Source organism: Streptomyces sp. B21-105 (assembly GCF_036898465.1).
Lineage (GTDB): Bacteria > Actinomycetota > Actinomycetes > Streptomycetales > Streptomycetaceae > Streptomyces.
Window position 1 is genome coordinate 3,628,543 of the sequence record NZ_JARUMJ010000001.1, and the last position, 20,556, is coordinate 3,649,098.

Annotated in this window: 19 protein-coding genes and 1 pseudogene; 10 read left to right on the forward strand and 10 right to left on the reverse strand. The window is 71.0% G+C overall.

Features of this window, described 5'->3' with window-relative positions; all coding sequences use genetic code 11:
* Positions 1-77: 77 nt before the first annotated feature.
* The 3 genes from QA802_RS16325 to QA802_RS16335 form a co-directional block, all read right to left on the reverse strand.
* On the reverse strand, positions 78-689 hold the full coding sequence (locus QA802_RS16325; protein WP_334522927.1) for a hypothetical protein: 612 nt from the start codon (positions 687-689) through the stop codon (positions 78-80).
* Between the two features lie 199 nt (positions 690-888).
* On the reverse strand, positions 889-1,668 hold the full coding sequence (locus QA802_RS16330) for an HAD-IIA family hydrolase (protein WP_319168146.1): 780 nt from the start codon (positions 1,666-1,668) through the stop codon (positions 889-891).
* Positions 1,669-1,792: 124 nt separating this feature from the next.
* Entirely contained in the window at positions 1,793-2,698 is a 906-nt protein-coding gene (locus QA802_RS16335) for a hypothetical protein (protein ID WP_443042281.1), read from the reverse strand.
* Positions 2,699-3,026: 328 nt separating this feature from the next.
* Between QA802_RS16335 and QA802_RS16340 the strand changes: the two genes are divergently transcribed.
* Together QA802_RS16340 and QA802_RS16345 are read left to right on the forward strand one after the other, a co-directional pair.
* Positions 3,027-4,106: a Gfo/Idh/MocA family protein gene (locus QA802_RS16340; protein WP_443042126.1), complete on the forward strand. Its 1,080-nt coding sequence runs from the start codon at positions 3,027-3,029 to the stop codon at positions 4,104-4,106.
* A complete protein-coding gene (locus QA802_RS16345; protein WP_319168144.1) occupies positions 4,106-4,612 on the forward strand; it encodes a heme-degrading domain-containing protein in 507 nt (168 codons plus the stop codon). Before QA802_RS16340 ends, QA802_RS16345 begins: the two co-directional genes overlap by 1 nt.
* Positions 4,613-4,750: 138 nt before the next feature.
* Here QA802_RS16345 and QA802_RS16350 read toward each other — a convergent pair whose 3' ends face one another.
* The 3 genes from QA802_RS16350 to QA802_RS16360 all read right to left on the reverse strand — a co-directional run bounded on the left by QA802_RS16350 (position 4,751) and on the right by QA802_RS16360 (position 6,957).
* Positions 4,751-5,608 (reverse strand): fumarylacetoacetate hydrolase family protein, encoded by an 858-nt coding sequence (locus QA802_RS16350; RefSeq protein ID WP_334522934.1) that lies wholly within the window; start codon positions 5,606-5,608, stop codon positions 4,751-4,753.
* A 202-nt stretch (positions 5,609-5,810) separates the two neighbouring features.
* Positions 5,811-6,512 (reverse strand): YidC/Oxa1 family membrane protein insertase, encoded by a 702-nt coding sequence (locus tag QA802_RS16355; protein ID WP_334522937.1) that lies wholly within the window; start codon positions 6,510-6,512, stop codon positions 5,811-5,813.
* Positions 6,513-6,633: 121 nt separating this feature from the next.
* Positions 6,634-6,957 carry a DUF6412 domain-containing protein gene (locus QA802_RS16360; protein WP_334522940.1) on the reverse strand — a complete coding sequence of 108 codons (324 nt, stop codon included), beginning with the start codon at positions 6,955-6,957 and terminating at the stop codon, positions 6,634-6,636.
* Positions 6,958-7,155: 198 nt separating this feature from the next.
* Here QA802_RS16360 and QA802_RS16365 point away from each other — a divergent pair, with 198 nt between their 5' ends.
* The 3 genes and pseudogenes from QA802_RS16365 to QA802_RS16375 all read left to right on the forward strand — a co-directional run.
* A complete protein-coding gene (locus tag QA802_RS16365; protein ID WP_334522943.1) occupies positions 7,156-7,914 on the forward strand; it encodes a hypothetical protein in 759 nt (252 codons plus the stop codon).
* Entirely contained in the window at positions 7,907-8,290 is a 384-nt protein-coding gene (locus QA802_RS16370; protein ID WP_319168140.1) for a GntR family transcriptional regulator, read from the forward strand. The genes QA802_RS16365 and QA802_RS16370 overlap by 8 nt, the downstream gene beginning before the upstream one ends.
* A 173-nt stretch (positions 8,291-8,463) precedes the next feature.
* Positions 8,464-9,147: pseudogene (locus tag QA802_RS16375) on the forward strand (DUF817 domain-containing protein); the annotation flags it as partial.
* 195 nt (positions 9,148-9,342) lie between these two features.
* Here QA802_RS16375 and QA802_RS16380 read toward each other — a convergent pair.
* Entirely contained in the window at positions 9,343-10,227 is an 885-nt protein-coding gene (locus QA802_RS16380; protein ID WP_334522947.1) for a class E sortase, read from the reverse strand.
* 357 nt (positions 10,228-10,584) lie between these two features.
* Between QA802_RS16380 and QA802_RS16385 the strand changes: the two genes are divergently transcribed.
* The 5 genes from QA802_RS16385 to QA802_RS16405 all read left to right on the forward strand — a co-directional run bounded on the left by QA802_RS16385 (position 10,585) and on the right by QA802_RS16405 (position 16,401).
* Positions 10,585-12,060 (forward strand): glycoside hydrolase, encoded by a 1,476-nt coding sequence (locus tag QA802_RS16385; RefSeq protein WP_334522950.1) that lies wholly within the window; start codon positions 10,585-10,587, stop codon positions 12,058-12,060.
* Between the two features lie 97 nt (positions 12,061-12,157).
* A complete protein-coding gene (locus tag QA802_RS16390) occupies positions 12,158-13,195 on the forward strand; it encodes an SEC-C domain-containing protein (protein WP_334522953.1) in 1,038 nt (345 codons plus the stop codon).
* 169 nt (positions 13,196-13,364) lie between these two features.
* Positions 13,365-13,823 (forward strand): very short patch repair endonuclease, encoded by a 459-nt coding sequence (locus QA802_RS16395; protein ID WP_334522956.1) that lies wholly within the window; start codon positions 13,365-13,367, stop codon positions 13,821-13,823.
* The gene (locus QA802_RS16400) at positions 13,816-14,802 is read left to right on the forward strand and encodes a DNA cytosine methyltransferase (RefSeq protein WP_334522959.1); all 987 of its coding nucleotides are present in this window, start codon (positions 13,816-13,818) and stop codon (positions 14,800-14,802) included. Before QA802_RS16395 ends, QA802_RS16400 begins: the two co-directional genes overlap by 8 nt.
* 45 nt (positions 14,803-14,847) lie before the next feature.
* Complete coding sequence (locus QA802_RS16405; protein WP_334522962.1) at positions 14,848-16,401, forward strand: DNA cytosine methyltransferase; 1,554 nt, start codon at positions 14,848-14,850, stop codon at positions 16,399-16,401.
* Positions 16,402-16,411: 10 nt separating this feature from the next.
* On the opposite strand, the gene QA802_RS16410 is transcribed toward QA802_RS16405, so the two are convergent.
* From QA802_RS16410 to QA802_RS16420, 3 genes are read right to left on the reverse strand one after another with little or no spacing between them, the layout of a single operon-like run.
* On the reverse strand, positions 16,412-17,269 hold the full coding sequence (locus QA802_RS16410; RefSeq protein WP_334534685.1) for a DUF6339 family protein: 858 nt from the start codon (positions 17,267-17,269) through the stop codon (positions 16,412-16,414).
* 32 nt (positions 17,270-17,301) lie between these two features.
* A complete protein-coding gene (locus QA802_RS16415) occupies positions 17,302-18,297 on the reverse strand; it encodes a hypothetical protein (RefSeq protein WP_334522965.1) in 996 nt (331 codons plus the stop codon).
* On the reverse strand, positions 18,294-20,435 hold the full coding sequence (locus QA802_RS16420; protein WP_334522969.1) for a helix-turn-helix domain-containing protein: 2,142 nt from the start codon (positions 20,433-20,435) through the stop codon (positions 18,294-18,296). The genes QA802_RS16415 and QA802_RS16420 overlap by 4 nt, the downstream gene beginning before the upstream one ends.
* Positions 20,436-20,556: the final 121 nt, after the last annotated feature.

The window sequence follows — 20,556 nt, forward strand, 5'->3', positions numbered from 1 at the left end:
CCGCGCTCACGGTCGCGGTCATGATCTCGATGGCGGTCGCGGTCCCGGTCGCGGTCACGTTCGCGGTCGGACACGGCTCAGTCCGTCCTGCGTCTCCGCCGCACGCCGCGGAAGACGACGGCGGCCACGGCGACGCCCGCCAGCACCAGCCCGATGATCGCCTGCACCGCGCCGGGACCGTCCACCCGGGCCTCCTCCACGGAGGCGAGCGGAGCCGTCCCGCCGCCGCCCGCGCGGACCGGGGCGACGGGAGAGGCGGCGACCGTCGGCTCGTCCAGCACCGCATGCCCGGGCGACTCCCGCGGCCGCGACGGATCGGCGGGCGACGGGGCGACGACGCTGATCCGGCCCTTGACCGTGAAGTCGACGCAGGTGATCCGCACGTCGTAGCCGCCGACCGCGACGGAGGAGCGGACCCGCGTGTCGCCGGCGAGCGAACCGCCGGAACCGCTGAGCCGCGCGTCCGAGACGAAGGCGTCCGAGGTCGCGGTGGCCGTGCGGCCGGCGCAGCCCGTGACCTTCAGTGTGATGTCGGCGCCGGGCGAGGGCTTGGACGGGGTGACCGAGACGGTGCCGTCACCCGAGGCGTGGGCCGTGGGGGCGTACGCCATGGGGACGAGCACGGCGGGGACGAGCACCGCGACAGCTGCCGCGGCGCCCGAACAGAGAGCGACCTTCAGTGAACTCATCGTGAACCTCCAGCTCTCTGGAGGGTCCCCCGCCGGGCCGCCGGACGCATCCCCTGGCGGGGTTTCCCTGCTCCGCACGGGTGGCAGGCACGGCCCCGCGGGTTTCGGATCCCGTCCGCGCCGCGCGTTTCGGATGCCCTAGGGCGCGTTTCGGGTCCCGTCGGGGCCGCGCGTCTCGGGTCCGGTCGATGCCGCGGGTTCAGATCCGGTCGACGAGGTCCGCGATGGAGTCCACGATCTTCGACGGCCGGTACGGGAAATCCTCGACCTGCTCGGGCCTGGTCAGGCCGGTGAGCACCAGGAACGTCTGCATGCCGGCCTCCATCCCGGCCAGCACGTCGGTGTCCATGCGGTCGCCGATCATCGCGCTGGTCTCGGAGTGGGCGCCGATGGCGTTCAGCCCGGTGCGCATCATCAGCGGATTCGGCTTGCCCGCGAAGTACGGGTTCTTGCCGGTCGCCTTGGTGATCAGCGCGGCGACGGCACCCGTGGCGGGCAGCGCGCCCTCGGCGGAGGGGCCGGTCTCGTCCGGGTTGGTGCAGATGAAACGCGCGCCGTCGTTGATGAGGCGGACCGCCTTCGTCATCGCCTCGAAGGAGTAGGTGCGGGTCTCGCCGAGGACGACGTAGTCGGGCTCGTGGTCGGTGAGGACGTAACCGATGTCGTGCAGCGCGGTGGTCAGGCCCGCCTCGCCGATGACGTACGCCGTGCCCTCGGGCCGCTGGTCGCCGAGGAACTGGGCGGTGGCCAGCGCGGAGGTCCAGATGTTGTCGATCGGCACGTCCAGGCCCATCCGGCGCAGCCGGGCGTGCAGGTCGCGCGGGGTGTAGATCGAGTTGTTGGTCAGGACGAGGAAGGGCTTGCCGGACTCCCGCAGCTTCTTCAGGAAGGCGTCGGCGCCGGGGATCGGCACGCCCTCGTGGATGAGCACACCGTCCATGTCGGTGAGCCATGACTCGATGGGCTTGCGGTCTGCCATGTGCGGGATCTCCCTGCCGTGCGCGAGGACGCAGTCGCTGCGTGCGCCCCACCCTAATCACAGGGCCGATCTTGGGGAATGGCCGCTTCCGGGCCGTCCACCTGCTGGGACGCGCCCCGCGACGTCAGCGTCGTCGGCGGGCCAGCAACAGGGCCGCGCCGACGATCAGGAAGCCGCAGCCGACGACGCCGAGGGCGGCGGGTGAGGACAGGCCTGTGCGGGCCAGCTCGGCGGCCTCATCGGCGAGGGAGAGCGCCCCGGTTTCGGCGGCGGAGGGGCGGGGGGAGGGCGTGACGGGCGGCGCGGTCTGCGGGGCGGCCGAACCGGAGCCCGGCTCGGCCTTCCCGGTCCCGGGTTCGGTGCCCGGTCCGGTGTCGGCACCGGGTTCGGTGCCCGGTCCGGTGTCGCGTCCGGGTTCCGTTTCGGGTGGGGTGCCGGGGGCGGTCCCCACGGTGAAGCGGTAGTCGTTCGACTGCCCGACCCAGTCGCCGTCGTCACCGTGCCGCTGGACGACCGCCGCGTTGGCGGTGACGACGTTCGGGGCGGTGCCCGCGGCGAGGGCCAGCCGCAGCTTCACCGTGAGGGTGCGGCCGGGGCCCACCCGGAACCCTGAGAAGCCGCCGGAGCCGGACCGGTGCTCGTCGGCGAAGACGCCGACCAGCTCGTCGTCGTCGGTGAGCTCGAAGCGGACCGGGTGCTGCCGTCCGCCGGCGTAGAACTCCAGGCGCGGCTGATCCGGTTTCAGCAGGTGCGCCTCGTCGACCAGGACGACGACCGGGTGGACGTCGTCACAGGTGCGGCGGGTGGTGTTGGTGAGGTCGAGGTACCAGGCGCCGAATCCGCCGCCGGGCCGGTAGGAGTCGGGACCGCCGCGCAGACGGGTGGTGAGCGGGAAGCCGTCGGCGCCGGACCCGGCACAACCCGGTCCGGCTTCCGCGTACGCGGGCACGGGGACTTCCGCGTACGCGGGCGCGGGAAGGAGGGCGGCGGCCGCGGCGAGACAGAGGAAGACAGGCGGGCACAGTCGCATGAACACGTGAGCTTGCACGATGATCCGACCGGACCGCCCCGCCACACCGCACGGCCGTACGCATCTCCCTCGTTCGCCCTTCGGTTCCCCCTCGTTCGGCGTACCGGGCTCGCCCGCCGGTCGGCCCCTGCGGTTCAACTCCGGTTCGACTCCGGTTCAGCCGGACTCCCGGCCGAACAGCGGGGCCAGGAGGAGCTGGGCCGGCCTGCGGGGTGCGAAAGTGGTGCTCATGACTGCACGCAAGACTGACGGGACTGACGGGACTGACGGGACTGACGGGACTGACGGGACTGACGGGATCCGCGGGACCGGCGGGACTCCTCTGCGCGTGGGCCTGATCGGGTACGGCCTCGCGGGCTCCGTCTTCCACGCCCCGCTGATCGCCGCCACCGAGGGCCTTGTGCTCGACACGGTGGTCACCTCGTACCCGGAGCGGCAGGAGCAGGCCCGCGCCGAGTTCCCGGACGTGCGCCTCGCCGCCGCCCCGGACGACCTCCTCGCCCGGTCCGGCGAGCTGGACCTGGTCGTCGTCGCGTCCCCGAACAAGACGCATGTGCCGCTCGCGACCGCCGCCCTCAAGGCCGGTCTGCCGGTCGTCGTCGACAAGCCGGTGGCGGGCACGGCGGCCGAGGCCCGTGCGCTGGCCGCCCTCGCCGAGGAGCGCGGGCTGCTCCTGTCCGTCTTCCAGAACCGGCGCTGGGACAACGACTTCCTGACCCTGCGCAAACTGCTGGACGAGGGCGCGCTGGGCGACGTCCAGCGCTTCGAGTCGCGGTTCGAGCGGTGGCGGCCGCAACTGAAGGGCGGCTGGCGGGAGTCCGGCGACCCGGCAGAGATCGGAGGTCTGCTCTACGACCTCGGCAGTCATGTCGTCGACCAGGCGCTGGTGCTCTTCGGCCCGGCGGTCCGCGTGTACGCGGAGGCGGACGTCCGCCGGGCGGGCGCGGAGACCGACGACGACACGTTCATCGCGATCACGCACGCGAACGGCGTCCGCTCCCACCTCCACGTCTCCGCGACGACCGCCCAACTCGGCCCGCGCTTTAGGGTGCTGGGCTCGCGGGCGGGGTACGTGAAGTACGGCCTGGACCCCCAGGAGGCCGCACTGCGCGAGGGCCTGCGGCCCGGCGGCTCGGACGGCCTGAGCAGCTCGACCGGCTCGGCCGGCTGGGGTACGGAACCGGAGGAGCTGTGGGGCCGGGTCGGCGCCGGAGAGTCCCCGCTGACCGGCGGTGGACGCCCTGTGCAAACCCTCCCCGGCGACTACCCGGCCTACTACGCTGCGGTGACCAAGGCACTGATCGACGGCGGCCCGGGCCCGGTGACCGCCGTCGAGGCGGCCGCCGCCCTCGACGTCCTGGAGGCGGCCCGCCGTTCGGCACGAGACAAGGTGGCGGTGACGCTGTAATGGGCACCCACGAGATCACCCCGAAGTTCACCCCGGAGATCACCCCGACCCTGGAGGAGCTGCAGACCCAGGAACGTCGGCTGGTCTTCCGCCAGTTCACCCACGACGACGCGTGGGCGCTCGGCTCACTGCTGGTGGAGCTGGCCCGGGAGCGCCAGGCGCCGGTGGCCGTCGACATCCACCGGTCGGGCCAGCAGCTCTTCCACGCCGCCCTGCCCGGCTCGACCCCCGACAACGACGCCTGGATCGCCCGCAAGCGCCGGGTGGTGGAACGCTTCGGCGCCTCGTCGTACCTGGTGGGCTCCCGCTTCCGCGCCAAGGGGACGACGTTCGAGGAGTCCTCCCGCCTCGACCCGGATGTCTACGCGGCCCACGGCGGCTCCTTCCCGGTCACCGTGGAGGGCGTGGGCGTCGTGGGCGCGGTGACGGTCTCGGGCCTCCCCCAACTCGAGGACCACCGCTTCGTGGTGGCGGCCCTGGAGCAGTTCCTGGAGAAGTACCTGTAACGAACGGCAGGGGCGAAGGGGGCGGCTGGGCAACCCCCTTTGGGGGCGCGGGGAACTGCGCGACCAGCCACTCCCGACCCGCACCCGCCCACCACGAGTCCCCCGCCCCCGTGGTCCGCCGGCCGACCCAGCGGAGCGCTACGCGTCGCCGAACACCTGCCGCTGCCGCCCCAGCCCCGAGATCTCGAGTTCCACCACGTCCCCGCCCCGCAGGAACGGCTTCGGGTCGGGCGCCCCGAGGGCCACCCCGGCCGGCGTCCCCGTGTTGATCACGTCCCCGGGGTACAGCGTCATGAACTGGCTGACGTACCGCACGACCTCCCCGACGGCGAAGATCTGCTCGGCCGTGGTGCCGTCCTGCTTCAGCTCCCCGTTGACCCAGAGCCTGAGGGAGAGGTCCTGCGGGTCGGCGATCTCGTCCGCCGTGACGAGCCAGGGGCCCAGCGGGTTGAACGTCTCGCAGTTCTTGCCCTTGTCCCAGGTCCCGCCGCGCTCGATCTGGAACTCCCGCTCGGACACGTCGTGCGCCACCGCGTACCCGGCGACGTGCGCGAGCCCCTCCTCGGCCGACTTCAGGTAGCGGGCCGTGCGCCCGACGACGACGGCCAGCTCCACCTCCCAGTCGGTCTTGACGGACCCGCGCGGGATCAGCACGGTGTCGTGCGGCCCGACGACGGTGTCCGCCGCCTTGAAGAAGATCACGGGCTCGGCGGGCGGCTCGGTCCCGGTCTCCCGGGCGTGGTCGTGGTAGTTCAGCCCGATGCACACGATCTTGCCGATCCGTGCCAGCGGCGGTCCGATCCGCAGCCCGGCGGCGTCCAGCGCCGGCAGCGCCCCGGATTCGGCGGCGGCCCGGACCCGGCCGAGCGCCGCGTCGTCGGCGAGCAGCGCCCCGTCGATGTCCTGGACGACTGCGGAGAGGTCCCGCAGGACCCCCTCGGAGTCGAGCAGCGCGGGACGCTCCGTGCCCTTCGCACCGACTCGCAGCAACTTCATGATGACCGTCTCCCTGGATCGCGGATCGTCCTCCGACGGGTGCAGCCATCGGAGGACTGGTCGATCGTCCAAGCCCGGCGTTCGCTCCGCAATACCCGGTTCACGTACTGGACCGTCACCGAAGCCACCGAAGTCACCGAAGTCACCGAAGTCGTCACCGGAGTCCCGGAGTCACCGGACGAACGCGGGGACGCGGGGACGGTCATCGGTACAGGACGGCCCGTTCGACCGCGCTCCACGTGGTGGACGTGATCACGTACAGCGCGGCGGCCATCGGGACGACCGCCACGGTGATCAGGGTGAGGAACGACATGAACGGCATGACCTTGGTGAGGGCGCCGAAGCCGGGCACGTCCTCGCCACCGCCGGTCACGGGCAGCGGCGTCCGCTTGGCGCGCAGGTAGTTGAAGGTGGCGACCGCGGCCACGACGGCGAACAGCGCGAGGTAGACCAGCCCGGCCCCGCCGACCGGTCCGCCCCCGGTGAGCGCGTCCGCCCAGCGGTCGCCCAGGGGCGCGGCGAACAGCCGGTGGTCGAGCAGCCCGTTGCTCTCGCCGCCGATCGAGGTGCTGGAGAAGAGGTGGTAGAGCACGAGGAACGCGGGCGCCTGGAGCAGGCTGGGCAGGCAGCCGGAGAGCGGTGACACCTTTTCCTCGGCGTGCAGTTCCAGCACGGCTTTCCGGAGCCGTTCGGGGTCCTTCGCGTGCTTCCCGCGCAGTTCGGCGATCCTCGGTTGCAGGGCGGCGCGGGCCTTCTGCCCTCGGGCGGTCGCGCGGGACAGCGGATGGACGAGGAGCCGTACGAGCGCGGTGAACAGGACGATCGCGGCGGCCGCGGCGGCGGCGCCGAACAGGGGGTGGAGCAGGTCGGCGAGGTGCTCGACCAGGCTGGCGAAAACGGACATGGGTGAGGAGCCCTCCGGGGGTCTCGTCGTGCCGGGGACAACGGGGTTGGCGGCATGACGACCCGCGCGGGGCCACGAGGACGACGACGTCGGACAAGGTCGGACGACGTCGGACTCGGCCCTACGCGGCGGTCGCCGGGAGGGCGTGACCGGGCGCTCGGGGGCGGGGCCGGCCGGACGCGTCGGGATCGCGTTGCGGCAGGAAGGCCGTGCGCCGGGCCCGGTCCCTGATCGCCGTGCGCACCCGGGTGGGCGGCACGCGAGGCACGCTGCGCGCGGCGACGACGGCGCAGACCGTCAGCGCGGAGGAGGCGGCGGCGGTCGCGGCGAGGGCGACGGCGGCCGTGAGACCGCCGGAGTCGAGGAGCGACACGTCGAGGACGAGGAGGGGCAGGAGCAGGAAGGGCATGACGGCGCGACGCGCGGCGAACCGGTTGTGCGGCATGCGTCTCCTCCCCTGCCCCCAAGAGGACGTCCGGGACGCGGCAAAGGTTCCGCGACCCGCGTGGGCGCTCGCGACGGCCTCAGCGCGCTGCCGAGGTCACGCCGACGAGGCAACTTGTATCAGGGGTTTGACACAAGATTCCGCTCCCGGCATCTTGTACCCACCAGTTGATACAAGTACCCGACCGGGGGGTCCGCCATGCTCGACACCGTCCCGCCCGAGAGACTGCTGGCGCGCGCCGACCTCTGCGCCCGCTGGGCCGGCCTGGCCCTGGGCGTCGTCGTCGCGCAGCCGCTGGCCGCCTGGGACAGCGACGACCTCGCCATGCGCTTCCTCAGCGCGGTCACCGCGTTCGGACTGTGCGCCGTCGGCGGGGTCCTGCTCGGCGACTCCCTCACCCCGGTTCCCCTGGAAGCGGTCCGCACCGCCGCCCTCGCCCCGCGCCGGGTCCGGGACCACGTACCGCCCCGGATGGCGCCGTTGCTGGTCTTCGAGGCGGCCTGCATCACCGTCCTGCTGACGATCGGGACCCTCATGGCCTCCCCCGACGTCCACGGCCGGGCCGGCCGTGGCCTCACCGTCGTCTGCGCCGTCGGCAGACCCCGGATCCTCGGCCCGTGGCCCGGCCTCCACTACGCCGCCCCGGCACTCGCCGCCCTCGCCCTCGGCACCGCCGCCTGCGTGTGGGCGCTGCGCCGCATCGCGCACCGACCCGGCGACAACCTGCGGCGCCACGACCGCAGTTGGGCGATCACCGGGGCCTGGGGGCTGCTGGTCTCCAGCCAGCTGCTGATCGTCCTCGGCATGATCGGCCGGGTGCTGTCGTACACGACCTGCGCCGGCATGCTGGGCAACGTCACCGCGCTGGTCATCTACCCCCTGGGGCTGCTCGCCCTGTTCACCCTGGGCTGGTGCCTGTTCACCGTCGTCGCACCCCGGGCCGTCGGCGATGAGTGAGCCCGCGGTACGCGTCGACACCACCAGCCAGGTGCCCCCGTACGACCAGATCCGGTCCCAGCTCGCCGCCCTCATCGTCACCGGCCGGCTGACGGAGGGCGAGCGGCTGCCGACCGTGCGCCAGCTCGCCGCCGACCTGGGTCTGGCGCCGGGGACGGTGGCCCGCGCCTACCGCGAACTGGAGGCCGCCGAGCTGATCCGCACCCGGCGCGGCGCCGGCTCCCGGGTGGCGGCGCCCCGGGCCCGCCCGGCCCGCCCCGACCCCGAGCAACTGGCCACGCTGGCCCGTGACTTCACGGCGTCCGCCCGCGCCCTGGGCGCCGACACCGACGCCGTCCTGACCGCCGTCCGCGAGGCCCTGGAGGAGGGCGCGTAGCGGCCGGGGGGCGGTACACCGCGACGCGGTCCGCAACCGCCCGCCCCGCCGGACCGCTCTACATGACCATGCACCTGCACGACAGGCACGGCAGGCACGGCAGGGACGACAGGGACGACAGGGAGAACCTGCACCACAGGCACGATCAGCCTCACATGCACGGCCGGCCCCGCATGCACAGGAGAGTGGCCCGCGGGGTCAGGACGTTCGCCGGTCAGCTGGCACGCTTCGGCTGGGTGCAGGCGCGCTGCTGCGCCTTCGCGGTCGCGCTGCTCGGCGGCATGGCCGTCTCCAGGCTGCTCCCGGTCCTCCCGGTGGCCCGCTACGACCTCCTCCTCGCGTACGGCGTGCTGCTCACCGCGGTCGCGTGGCTCCTGGGCTGGGAGTCCCGGCGGGAGGTCGCGGTGGTGGCCGTCTGCCATCTCCTGGGGCTCGCGTTCGAGCTGGTGAAGGTGCGGGTGGGTTCGTGGAGCTACCCCGAGCCCGGCCTCACCAAGATCGCCGGAGTGCCGTTGTACGGCGGCTTCATGTACGCGGCCGTCGGCAGTTACGTCTGCCGGTCCTGGCGGCTGCTCGACCTGTCGCTCACCCGCTACCGGGCCCGTTCCACCGCCGTGCTCGCCGTCGGCCTGTACGTGAACTTCCTGAGCCATCACTGGCTGCCGGACCTGCGGCTGCCGCTCGGCGCGCTGCTGCTGGCCGCCACGGCGGGGACGTGGGCGCACTTCACCGTCGGCAGGCTGCGGCACCGGATGCCGCTGGCGCTCGCCTTCACGCTGATCGGCTTCTTCCTCTGGCTCGCCGAGAACATCGCCACCTACCTCGGCGCCTGGACCTACCCGTACCAGCTCGACGGCTGGGAGCCCGTCGCCCTCTCCAAGTGGGTCTCGTGGGCGCTGCTGATCAGCGTCACCTTCGTCATCTGCGGGGCGCGACGGGGACGCGGGGAGAGCAAGGAGCGCGGGGAGAGCAAGGAGCGCGGGGGACGCGGGGAGCGCGGGGCGAGCCGTGAACCCCGGGAGCCCCGGGAGCCCCGGCGCGACGGCGTCGTCCTAACCGCGGGGCCGGGGCTGCGCGGCGACCAGGACGCCCCAGACGACCAGCCGGTACCGGGAGGTGTACTCGGGCGTGCAGGTGGTGAGGGTGAGGTAGCGGCCGGGGACGCCGTAGCCGAGGCCGGGCTTCGTGAGGGAGCGGGGCACGGGCCCGATGACGCCCGCGTCGCGAGGTGAGGTCTGCGGCAGGACCTTGTCGACGCGGTAGGTGTAGGTGGCGTCCCGGGTCTCCACCTCCACCTTGTCGCCCTTCCCCAGGCGGTTGAGGTACCGGAAGGGCTCACCGTGCGTGTTGCGGTGCCCGGCGACCGCGAAGTTGCCCTGCTGGCCCGGCTGCTGGCTGCCGCTGTAGTGCCCCGCGTACCCCTTGTTGAGGACCTTCTGCTTGCTGGTTCCCTCGGCGACCGGCACCCGCAGGCCGAGCCGGGGAATGCGCAGGACCGCGTACGCCTGGGAGGAGCGCGGGACGCCGCTCCCCGCGTCGCCCGCCGACGACGAGCCGCTACGGCCGTCGGGCCTTCCTGCGCCTGCGCCGCCCTCGTCGCCCTCGCCGGGCGGGTCGCCGGCGGCGGTGTCGGCGCCCGGGCCCCCGTCACCGGCGGCGCCCTGCGGATCGTCCGCCTCGCCGTTCCCCCACTCCTGCTCCAGGGCCGCCACCCTGCGCTCGGCGCCGTCCTTCGCCTCCCGGTTGGTCCACCACAGCTGGTGGACGACGAGGAGGAGTACCAGCACCCCGGCGGTGACGAGGAGTTCGGCACCGGTCCACAGCGCTGGACGGCAACGGGCGCGCCGCCGCCGGGTGCTGTGCCGAACGACGGGGACGCGCCGACGGAGGAGGACGCGTCGGCCGACGCGGGTCCGCTGTCCGGGGGATGTCCGCACGCGGGCACGATAGAGGGAAGGGGACAAGGTCTCCAGACCCGCACATAAACGGACCGTCCACACTTCGCCCGTTCGTCCCCTCGAACCCCTTCCACCCCTTTCTCCACAGGTTTGAGAAAGGGCTGCCAGAACTCTCGACAACACCACGGACCACGCCCGATGCTTCGTGACGCACCGAGCAACGCGGAACTCACGCATCCACTTACCCGACGCTTTCACGCACGCACACCGGCATGCACGCACGCACCACCGCTCCACCGCACGCAGACGAGCGTGCACGCACGTATCGCACTGACGCATTCCGACGACGCCGGCGGGACGACCGGCGGTCGATCGCTGTCATGAAGCGGAGAAGTCATGATCCGACGCAGAACACTGCTGGCGGCCACGGGTGGCGCGCTCCTCGGAAGCGCGCTCGCGACGGGCACCGCCCGCGCCGACTCCACGATAGCCGTCAACCCCTCGACGACCTACGGCACTTGGGAGGGCTGGGGCACCTCCCTGGCCTGGTGGGCGAACGTCTTCGGCGCGCGCGACGACTTCGCCGACATCTTCTTCACGACCAAGTCGGTGTCCTACAGCGGTAAGACCCTGCCCGGCCTCGGCCTCAACATCGCCCGCTACAACCTGGGCGCGTGCAGCTGGAACAGCGTGGGCAGCACGTCGATGGCGGAGTCGCCCAACATCCCCGGGTTCAAGCAGATCGAGGGCTACTGGCAGGACTGGAACAACGAGGACCCGACGTCCTCGGCCTGGGACTGGACGGCGGACGCCACCCAGCGCGCGATGCTGCAGAAGGCCGTGTCGCGCGGCGCGACGACCGAGCTGTTCGCCAACTCCCCCATGTGGTGGATGTGTCTGAACCACAACCCGTCCGGCGCGTCGGGCGGCGGCAACAACCTCCAGTCCTGGAACTACCGCCAGCACGCCTCCCACCTCGCGGCGGTGGCCCTGCGCGCGAAGAACAACTGGGGCGTGAACTTCGCGACGGTAGGCCCCTTCAACGAGCCGTCCTCGTCCTGGTGGACGGCGACCGGGACGCAGGAGGGCTGCCACATGGACGCGGCCGTGCAGGCGGCCGTGCTCCCGTACATGCGCAGCGAGCTGGACAAGCGCGGACTGACCGCGACGAAGATCTCCGCCTCCGACGAGACGAGCTACGACCTCTCCCGCACCACCTGGAACTCCTTCTCCGCGACGACGAAGGGGTACGTGAACCGGGTCAACGTCCACGGCTACCAGGGCTCCGGCGGCCGCCGTGACCTGCTGTACACGGACGTCGTGACGACGGGCAAGAAGGCGCTGTGGAACTCCGAGACCGGTGACAAGGACGGCACCGGTCTCACGATGGCGAGCAACCTGCTCTACGACTTCCGCTGGCTGCACCCGACGGCGTGGGTCTACTGGCAGGTCATGGACCCGTCGGCGGGCTGGGCGATGATCCGGTACGACCCCGACACGCTGGCGGCCGGCGCGGTCACCACGAAGTACTACGTGATGGCCCAGTTCAGCCGTCACATCCGGCCCGGCATGACGGTCCTCGACACGGGCGTGAGTTACGCGGCGGCGGCCATCGACAAGACGGCGAAGCGCCTGGTGATCGTCGCGGCGAACACGTCGTCGTCGGCCCAGACCCTCACCTTCGACCTCTCCCGCTTCACCACGGTGAGCGGCGGATCGGGGGGGCTGGTCCCCCGCTGGAACACGGTGACCAACGGTTCCGGCGACCTCTACGCAGCCCACTCGGACACGCACCTGAGCGGCAAGTCGATCAGCGTCCCGTTCGCGGCGGGCGCGGTGCAGACCCTTCAGGTGGACGGGGTGACGATCTAGGACGTCCGGCGCGGATTCCGGGTGGGCGGGGCGGCGATGTGGTCGCTGGCCAGCAGGTATCTCTCCTTTGTCGGCGGGCGGCGCTACCGTGTCACCCATGCGCCCCGACACGCCTGCCGAGAACGTCGACCACACCGCCGAAGCGGCACGCCTGGAGCGGACCGCCGGCCTGTATCCCGAGGACGCCGAAGCCCTGCTGCTGCAGGCCGCGGCCCACCTGGAACTGGCCGGCGACCGCCCCGCCGCGACGACCCTGTACGACCGCCTCCTGTCCCCCTCGGACGGACAGGAGGCGGCAACCCTGGAGAGCCCCCACCTGATCCGCGCCCTGAAGGCCTCCAACCTGTGGGAGTACGGTCACGAGGCCGAGGCCCGGGCGATCATCGACGGCATCCGCGCCACCGCCCCCCGCGACCCGGCCCCCTGGGTCATCGTCGCCGAGTCGCTGGAGGCCCACGACGAGCTGGAGGAGGCGCACAAGACGTTCACCGAGGGCGTCACCCTGCTCCTGGCGGACGTCCCGGAACCCCCGCCGCACGCCTCCCACCCGCTGCTCTTCGGCCGCCACCGGGTACGCCGCATGCTGGGAGCCGCCCACGACGACTGGGACGTGCTGGCCGACACCCTCCACTCCTCCCCCGTCCCCCTGGACGAACTCCACGACCCCAAGCGCGTGTGGTCCCTCGGCTCGGACAACCCGGCCGAGCTGCAGGCCGAGATCTCCCGCCTCCGCGCCGAACTCGGCGCGTACCGGGAGGAACTGTCCCGCCCGTTCCCGGTCGCGGTCCTGCACTGGCCCACGGGAGAGCTGGCAGAGCTGCTCGGGGCGTACCCGACGCTGTCGGACGAATACCCCTCGCACGAGGAGCACCTGGCGACCATAGAGGCGTCCCTGCGCGAACTCGCCGCCTCCGGCACGCCCAACCTCGGCATCGTGACCGGCACGGTCCCCTCCTACGAGGCCTTCGCAGCCTCGGAGGCCTCATCTCCGGGGGACGCGAACCTGCTCCCCCAGTACGCGACGACCTTGGCAGCCCGGGGCCGGGCCGCGGTATGGCCGCCGGAGCGGGGGGCGGGATGCTGGTGCGGGTCGGGAAACAGCTATGCAACGTGTCACGGCACATCAGGGGCCTGAGACCGGCACCGTGGCGCTCCGGGGACTCTCGGCCCGCAACGCCCGCCCACGGGAGGAGCCGGTGGCGGGAGCCCCGTTCAGGACGATCATCGACCGTGACCCCATGCATTCGTGAGGCGTGACGACAGTGAACAGCGTTACGCCCTCTTCTCCCGGCGTCTCAGCCCGCATGAGCAGGCAGCCGAGCAAGGACACCGGTGTCGAGCTGGCCGTGCGACGGCTGCTGCACGCGGAGGGTATGCGCTACCGCGTGGAGTACCCCGTCCCTGGAATGCCACGACGACGGATCGATGTGGCGTTCCCCCGGGCCCAGGTGGCGGTCCTCATCGACGGCTGCTTCTGGCACGGCTGTCCGCAGCACGCCACCCACCCCAAGTCGAACGCGGAGTGGTGGCGGACCAAGCTGGAACGCAACATGGCGCGGGACCGGGAGACGACCGAGCACCTGACCGCTCAAGGGTGGACGGTGTTGAGGTTCTGGGAGCACACGCGGCCGGAGGAAGTCGCCCACACGGTGCGCACCACGGTCGACCGCAGGAGACGCGAGATGCGGGAGAGTGCCGTCCTCAGGCGGGAGGTGGGGGAGGATAATCGGCGAACGAGCCGAGGGGGAAAGACGGTTGACTGACAGACTCACGTTCGTGGACGTCTGCTCCGGTGCGGGCGGGTTGGCGTCGGGCCTGGAGAGCGCGGGCTTCACGCCGACGCTGCTCCTCGACGACAAGCAGCAGGCGTGCGAGACGCTCCTGGCCAACCGCCCTCACTGGAACGTCGTCCGCGAGGATCTGATCGACTTCGTGCCGGACGAACACCGGGAGAGTCTGGACGTCGATCTGCTCTCGGCCGGTCTACCGCGAGTGCGGTCCTCCGCTGCCGTGGGACGCTCGGACAGCGAGCCCGAGCTGCACCTCCTGCGAGCCGCGGTGTACCTCGTCCACGGAATCCAACCGCGCGCGCTGCTCCTGGAGAACCTGCCGGCACTCGTGCACTCGCCCGCGTACGAGGAGGTGCGCCGGTTCGTCTCGGAGGAACTCGCCCACCTCGGCTACCGGTTGCGCTGGTTCGTGTTGAACGCAGCGGACTTCGGTGTGCCGCAGGACCGTGAGCAGGGCGTCCTGGTGGCGCTCAAAGAGCCCTGGTTCGACGGCTTCACGCCGCCCGGGCCGACGGTCGACACGCATGTCCCGGTCGGAGAGGCGCTACGGAAGTCCATGGCGGCGCGGGGCTGGACGGAGGCCGATGCCTGGGCGGATCAGGCGAGTGCCGTGGCTCCGACGCTCGTCGGCGGCTCGGACAACCGGGGCGGTGCCGACGTCGGTCCGACGGGCACGAAGCGTGCCTGGGCGCGCATGGGGATCAACGGGAACGCGTTCGCCGACGAGGTGCCGGGACCGGACTACGTATGGCCCCGCTCGGACGATGTGGCACACATGCCGAAAATCACGGTGGACCAGGCCGCCGTCGTCCAGGCGTTCCCCCCGGATTGGCAGATCACGGGACAGAAGACCGCCCGATACCGGCAGATCGGCCATGCCACCCCTCCGCCGGTCGGCAGGGCACTCGGCGTGGCGATAGCGACCGCGCTGCGGTCCTCGGGCGGGGAGTAGCCCGTGGGCAATGGCACACCTGACAGCCGGCTACACTTCTCGCACATGAGCCACGCCAAGCACACACCCTCCTCACCTGCGATTTTCCGCATCGTGGATCTTTTCGCAGGGCCTGGAGGTCTGGATGTGGCGGCGGATGTCCTCGGTCATCACGTCACCGGGATCGAGTGGGACGAGGATGCCTGCGAGACCCGTGCGGCGGCGGGAATGGACACCTTCGCCGGCGACGTGAGGGAGTTCCGCGCCGCCCACTTCCCGCACGCCCAGGTGCTGACCGGTGGGCCGCCCTGTCAGACGTTCACCGTCGCCGGCCACGGCGCTGGCCGCAGGGCCTTGGACGACGTCTTGGAGTACATCGCACGGCTGCACGACGCCGTGCGCTCGGAGTCGACGCCTTGGCGTGAGGTCTTCCGTACCTGGCGCAGGATCTCCGAGGAACTGCAGCACAGGGCAGCCGAGGCGGAAACGGTCAAAGCCGCGAAGCGTGAGGTCGAGGCGGTCCGCTCGGTCACCCGCAAGGCAGCCAGAAAGAACCTCGCCGAGCACGGCTGCTCGGCCGTGGAGATCAAGATCGCCTTGAAGACGCCGGAGGCGCCGCTTCACCTCGTCCGTCGGGACGCCGACCTCAAGACGCTCTTCGACACTCTCGTCTCACTGGAGAAGGCCCTCGACGCGCATCGAGTCAGGTTGGAGGAGCTGGGCGACGAACGCACCGGGCTCGTTCTCCAACCGCTGTGGTGGGTGATCGAACGAAGTCGCCGCCCGGGACTGGTGCCATACGAGGCCGTCGTGCTGGAACAGGTGCCCGCTGTGATGCGGGTGTGGGAAGAGTACGAGAAGGTGCTGGCCACCCTCGGTTACCGGACCCGTAGACAGCTGATGCACACCGAGGCATTCGGCGTTCCGCAGACCCGCCGGCGTGCCGTGCTCATGGCCAGGTTCGGAAAGACCGACATCCCGGAGCTGGAGGAGACCCACGAGCGCTATCGGCCCGGCGGCGTTCCCGCTGCCGCCCGGGGCGCTGATCCCGCGGACGGGCTGCTCTGGGACATCGACGAGAAGACCGTCGGCAATAGCAAGGAAAAGCCGAAGGACTCCTGGGTGTCCATTGAGGCCGCCCTGAAGAAGGTTCGGGACATCGCACCGGACCTGAACCTGCCGGACCGCCCCGCCTTCACCGTGGTCTCGAACTACGGCACCGGTGGCGACCCTGGCGCGCGCGGGCGTCGGGACCACGACGTGCCGTCCTCGACGGTCACCGGGAAGGTGTCCCGCAACCGGCTCGTGCACAAGGGGACGGACACGGACCTCCCTGAGTTCAGCCGTTTCGAACTCGCCGAGGCCGGGGTGCTCCAGACGTTTCCCGTCGCGTACCCCTGGCGGGGCGGCGACCGATCCCAACAGATCGGTAACGCGGTGCCGCCCCGGCTCGCCCTGCATGTACTCCGGCATGTGCTCGAACCGGAGTTGAGCGAGAAGGAGGCCGATGCCAGGCTGGAGCAGGCCATTGCGAAGCTCGAGAACTGGCGTCCTCCGAGCGAACCGGTGAAGGTCCGCCGACGCAAGGATCTGGAGACTCACCCGCACACCGCCGGGTGAGCCCCGCGGATCATGCCTGGGGGGTCTTCCCCCTGACGGGGGCCGTCTCGAAGAGTTCCGCGAAGTAGTCCGTCAGCTTCTCGATCGACGCCTCGGGCACAGGATCTTCGTCGGGGCCGCTCGGCGGATCGTGGCGGGCCACCGGAGGGGCGTTCTCGGCCTCGGCGATCCAGCGCCGCAGATCGTCGGGATCTCTCGGCTCATCCTCGGCCATGGCGTCGTAGACGAGGGTGGCACCGGCGGTGTTGATCGCTGCCATCAGGCCGTTGATCTCCCGGCCGGTGGTGGCGATCCCCTTCTGGAGGAGCCGGACCAGCGCCTGGGCTGTAGGCCGGTGGTCGATGAGGGACACGCGCAGGACGGTGTGGATCAGGTCCTGGTTGGAACAGGCGACCTTTACCGGCGAGTAGTCCGGACCGTTACGGAACAGTTCGGCCGCCCACCACAGACGCGAGAAACACTGGCGGTCGGCGACGCCCTTGAATCGGGCCGGGCTTATGCGAGGCTCGGGACTCTTCGCCGTGGGCGCGCCCATGTGCCGCCACGCCACGTAGTCCGGGGCGACGCCCACTGCCAGGTGATTCCAGATCCGCTGGTCGGCGGCCTCCCGCCGACTGATACGGAGCGCGGCATGAAGTCGGGGGGCCAGCCACGCGTCGGCCGCGGTCCGGTTCTCCGTGCCCCTGTAAGGAGCGTCCTCGATCAGCCCCCGCAGCGGTTCCACCTTCCAGCGGGGATCGTCCTCCGACAATGGTTCGACGACCTTCGCCAGGTCGACTCCACCGTGCCCCTGGATCCCCCGCAGGAGATCCTCGGTCAGAAAGGGGTCGGCGGCCGTGGCGGAGAGCTTACCGAGTCGCTCCGGCATGTGCTGAGGTGCGAGGCGTTGGTACCGGTCGTTCACGGCTGGTCCTCCCAATTGTTCCGCTGGAGCGCGCGCAGCATGTTGGTGAGCGACTGGCGCGCTCCCGCTCGACGTACGGCCGCGTAATGGATGCGGGTCTGGAGTTCGGCCCATCCCGCGTCCTGGGTCCGTCGGCGCTGGACCTGGTGGAGGGCGTCCTCGGGACGGAGGCCGGGTACCACGTCGGGAAGCATGTCCCGCAGCACCTCCCCTCTCCAGTCGGTGGGAAAGACCGGCGACCCATCGGGTTCGATCTCCAGATCGCCGATCGCGCTGTGGAAGACGGCCGTCCACACGTCCGTGGCCATCTGGGACAGCAACAACTCGTGGACCTTGTTCTCCATCCCGCCGGTTTCACCGTCGAGAAGGTCCGCGAACCCCTCCACGTCGGTATTGATCATCACCAGGGGAAGCCGGCCCGAGGCGTCGACGATCCAGGGCGCGTCGGCGTACGGGCGAAGCCATTCACGGGCGCTCTTGGAAAAGCCCGTCCGTTTCACGTCCAGGGCCAGGCCTTCGAGCGGCTCCTCCGCCGTGGTGTCGATCTTCCAGTCGGCATCCGTCTCGGTGATCGCCCTGCCGGGGATGCCGTCGACGGTGGCCACAGCGTGGACCGTGAGAGAGGCGCGGCCCGCGTGGTCGTCACGGCGTACGTCGATCGTCCCGGACCACTCCTTGCTGTCCGGGCCGTCCTGTGTGAGGTCCACGGAGGTACGCACGTTGGTGTCGCCGTCGGTCAGTACCGCGAGGACCCGCAGCTCGCTCCACGGGGCGCCAGCGTCCGTGGCCCCGGGCGGCAAGGTGGCGGACAGGGCGATCCGGGCCGTCACCCAGTCCTCGTGCTGGGCGACGCCCAGGGCGACAGTGCGCTTGGGGGTCGAGAAGGACGAGGTGTCCAGACGGTCACGCGAACCGTCGGGCAGCTTCAGGGAGACCGAGGTCACCCTCAGCGCAATGGGACGGTTGAGCCTCTTGTACGGATAGAACTTCATGCCTCACTCCCGGCACGAAGCTCGAGTACGAGTCGCGACAGTTCGGTGCGAACCGGATGGCTGGTGGGATCGGTCGCGCCGCGGAAAACGGCCCGACGGACACCGGGCGTGAAGTGGAGTACGCCGTCCCGGACCTCGCAGCCCTCCACCGCGACGAGTTCGGCCCAGTCGAGCCGTGGCCGTCCACCGGAGCGGACGTCGAGAAGGACCATCGGGGTCATGGCGGGCAGTTCGTCGGCGCGCGGCAACTTCACTTCTGCGGTGATACGCCATTCCCTCTTCTCACCGATCGTGGCGTCCAGTTCGGAGAGTTCCGGCAGGCCCGAACCCGCCGGGCGTTTGGCCGGCGTCGACTTGCGCGGGACGGTGAGCTTCTTGCGGAGCTTGGTGCTCTCCTGCGATCCGGGGCGCTTGGTGCGGACGACGAGTTCCTTCACCGCGGAATTGACGTCCGTGGTGAGCCGGGCGATCCGATGGTGGGCGCTGTGGGACCAGCGGAGCGTCAACTCCTCGGTCTGGCCCCATCGGTCGTGCTCGGGCGGCTCGGCGGCCCGCAGAAACTCCTCGGCCTCCTTCGCGAAGGGCGCCGACTCCCCCGCCGCGTGCCCCACCAACAGCACCGCCTGGAAGGCCGTGACGCCCAGCGGTAGACCGTGGACGGACGACTTCTTGATGGTCATCCGGTTGCCGCGCAGGGAGTGGACCTGGTTCGGAGTCCCGTCCCTGTCCTCGCCCTCCGTCACGAGGAGCACGCCCTGATGGACGCCGAGGGTGCCCTGCCGACCGCCGGACAGGGGAAGCTTGAACGGGACGGTACGGAGCGCGACCTGACCGGACTCGGTGAGCCGGTCCACGGTCGTGCCCTCGTAGAAAGCTCGTAGGGCCCTGCTGCGAGAGGGCTCCTCCTCCACGGGGTCGACCTGTTGCTCCTCCACGACGACCTCGCCGTTGCGCAAGGTGCGCACCGAGGTCTCCAGCAGCGGGAGGCGGGGGCCGCCTCCGGTCATGGCCGCCCAGAAATCGCGACCCAGCGCCTCGACCAGGCGCTTGTGCATGTTCTTGATGTCACGGGTGCCGTCGTCGTCGCCGTCGGTCTCGGTCTCGGCGGAGGAGTCATTGGCCGGGGCGAGGCTCGCCACGTCGTGGGCGCCGACGATGAGGAAGGACGTGCCGGGCTCTTCGCTGTCACGCGTGAGGTGAAGGCGTTCGACCGTCTCCTCGTCGGCCCACCAGGACCGTACGACTTCGGCGTTGGGCGTCTCGGGGTCGGGGCGTCCGAGCCAGGCGGGGCCCGCGTACGCGGTGCCGCCGACGGAACGCCACGGCAGTTCCAACCGTCCGATGACACGACGCTCGGTACGTCCCTCGTGCGGGACGGAGAGAGTGGAGTTGATCAGCACCAGACCCAGTGCGCTGGTCGCCCAGAGGGTGGCCTTGCCGAGACCGTACGAGCCGCCGGCTCCGGAACCGGACTTGAGGCTCTCCAGTTGTCGGCGGACGACGGCCGCGAACTTTCCGTCGTCGTAATCGTCTCCGGTGAGACCGGAGGCGTTGTAGTCGTCGACCCGCAGCAGGATCAGACGACCCTTCTCGAACATGTCGCGCACGCCGGCGTCCACGACCCGGCCGACCTTCTGATCCGCGGACGACTCGGACACGGCCGAATAGTGGGGCTGGAGCTCGTCCCAGAGGATCGCGGCACGAAAGGCCTCCAGTTTCCCGCCGGTGAGTTCGTGGATGGTGTACCGCACGCGCACCGGACGGCCGTTGTGCACGAGCCGCTCGTCGAGGCTGTTCTGACAGGTCTCGCGCGCGAGGACCTGAACGTCCGCGTCGAAGGCGAAGGCCGCCGCGTTGCCGCCGTCGCGCCCTCCGTCCCGGTAGCCCGGTCGGTGGTACCAGGTGACGGGCAGACCGGCCTGGGTGTCAGCGGTGCGCGTGTGAACCGTGCCGAGGTCCGTACCGAGCGCCTCGGCGATCTGCGCCATGACCGAGGGACGCGGCACGGAACGCCGGGTGACCCAGGCGGAGACCGCCGCGCGGGTCATCTTGAGTTCCTTCGCCAGCTCCGTCTGGCTCATGTTCGAGATCGCAAGCTGACGGGCCAGCCAGGGCCCGAACTCCTCAGCGGCCTCCATGTGCCCCCTAACTCCTTGTGTCTCCGCCGTTGTGTCCACGGCCCCGAACAGGCTAATTTGACAGGCAACCCCTCGTCAACAAACGCTTGACGAGACCTCGGCGTCGACCGCCGACCACACA

Excerpts from the sequence above, each read along its gene's own strand:
- QA802_RS16325 (WP_334522927.1), bottom strand. The coding sequence starts at position 689 with ATGAGTTCACTGAAGGTCGCTCTCTGTTCGGGCGCCGCGGCAGCTGTC.
- QA802_RS16330 (WP_319168146.1), bottom strand. The coding sequence starts at position 1,668 with ATGGCAGACCGCAAGCCCATCGAGTCATGGCTCACCGACATGGACGGT.
- QA802_RS16335 (WP_443042281.1), bottom strand. The coding sequence starts at position 2,698 with ATGCGACTGTGCCCGCCTGTCTTCCTCTGTCTCGCCGCGGCCGCCGCC.
- QA802_RS16345 (WP_319168144.1), top strand. The coding sequence starts at position 4,106 with ATGGGCACCCACGAGATCACCCCGAAGTTCACCCCGGAGATCACCCCG.
- QA802_RS16350 (WP_334522934.1), bottom strand. The coding sequence starts at position 5,608 with ATGAAGTTGCTGCGAGTCGGTGCGAAGGGCACGGAGCGTCCCGCGCTG.
- QA802_RS16355 (WP_334522937.1), bottom strand. The coding sequence starts at position 6,512 with ATGTCCGTTTTCGCCAGCCTGGTCGAGCACCTCGCCGACCTGCTCCAC.
- QA802_RS16360 (WP_334522940.1), bottom strand. The coding sequence starts at position 6,957 with ATGCCGCACAACCGGTTCGCCGCGCGTCGCGCCGTCATGCCCTTCCTG.
- QA802_RS16365 (WP_334522943.1), top strand. The coding sequence starts at position 7,156 with ATGCTCGACACCGTCCCGCCCGAGAGACTGCTGGCGCGCGCCGACCTC.
- QA802_RS16370 (WP_319168140.1), top strand. The coding sequence starts at position 7,907 with ATGAGTGAGCCCGCGGTACGCGTCGACACCACCAGCCAGGTGCCCCCG.
- QA802_RS16385 (WP_334522950.1), top strand. The coding sequence starts at position 10,585 with ATGATCCGACGCAGAACACTGCTGGCGGCCACGGGTGGCGCGCTCCTC.
- QA802_RS16390 (WP_334522953.1), top strand. The coding sequence starts at position 12,158 with ATGCGCCCCGACACGCCTGCCGAGAACGTCGACCACACCGCCGAAGCG.
- QA802_RS16395 (WP_334522956.1), top strand. The coding sequence starts at position 13,365 with ATGAGCAGGCAGCCGAGCAAGGACACCGGTGTCGAGCTGGCCGTGCGA.
- QA802_RS16405 (WP_334522962.1), top strand. The coding sequence starts at position 14,848 with ATGAGCCACGCCAAGCACACACCCTCCTCACCTGCGATTTTCCGCATC.
- QA802_RS16410 (WP_334534685.1), bottom strand. The coding sequence starts at position 17,269 with ATGCCGGAGCGACTCGGTAAGCTCTCCGCCACGGCCGCCGACCCCTTT.
- QA802_RS16415 (WP_334522965.1), bottom strand. The coding sequence starts at position 18,297 with ATGAAGTTCTATCCGTACAAGAGGCTCAACCGTCCCATTGCGCTGAGG.
- QA802_RS16420 (WP_334522969.1), bottom strand. The coding sequence starts at position 20,435 with ATGGAGGCCGCTGAGGAGTTCGGGCCCTGGCTGGCCCGTCAGCTTGCG.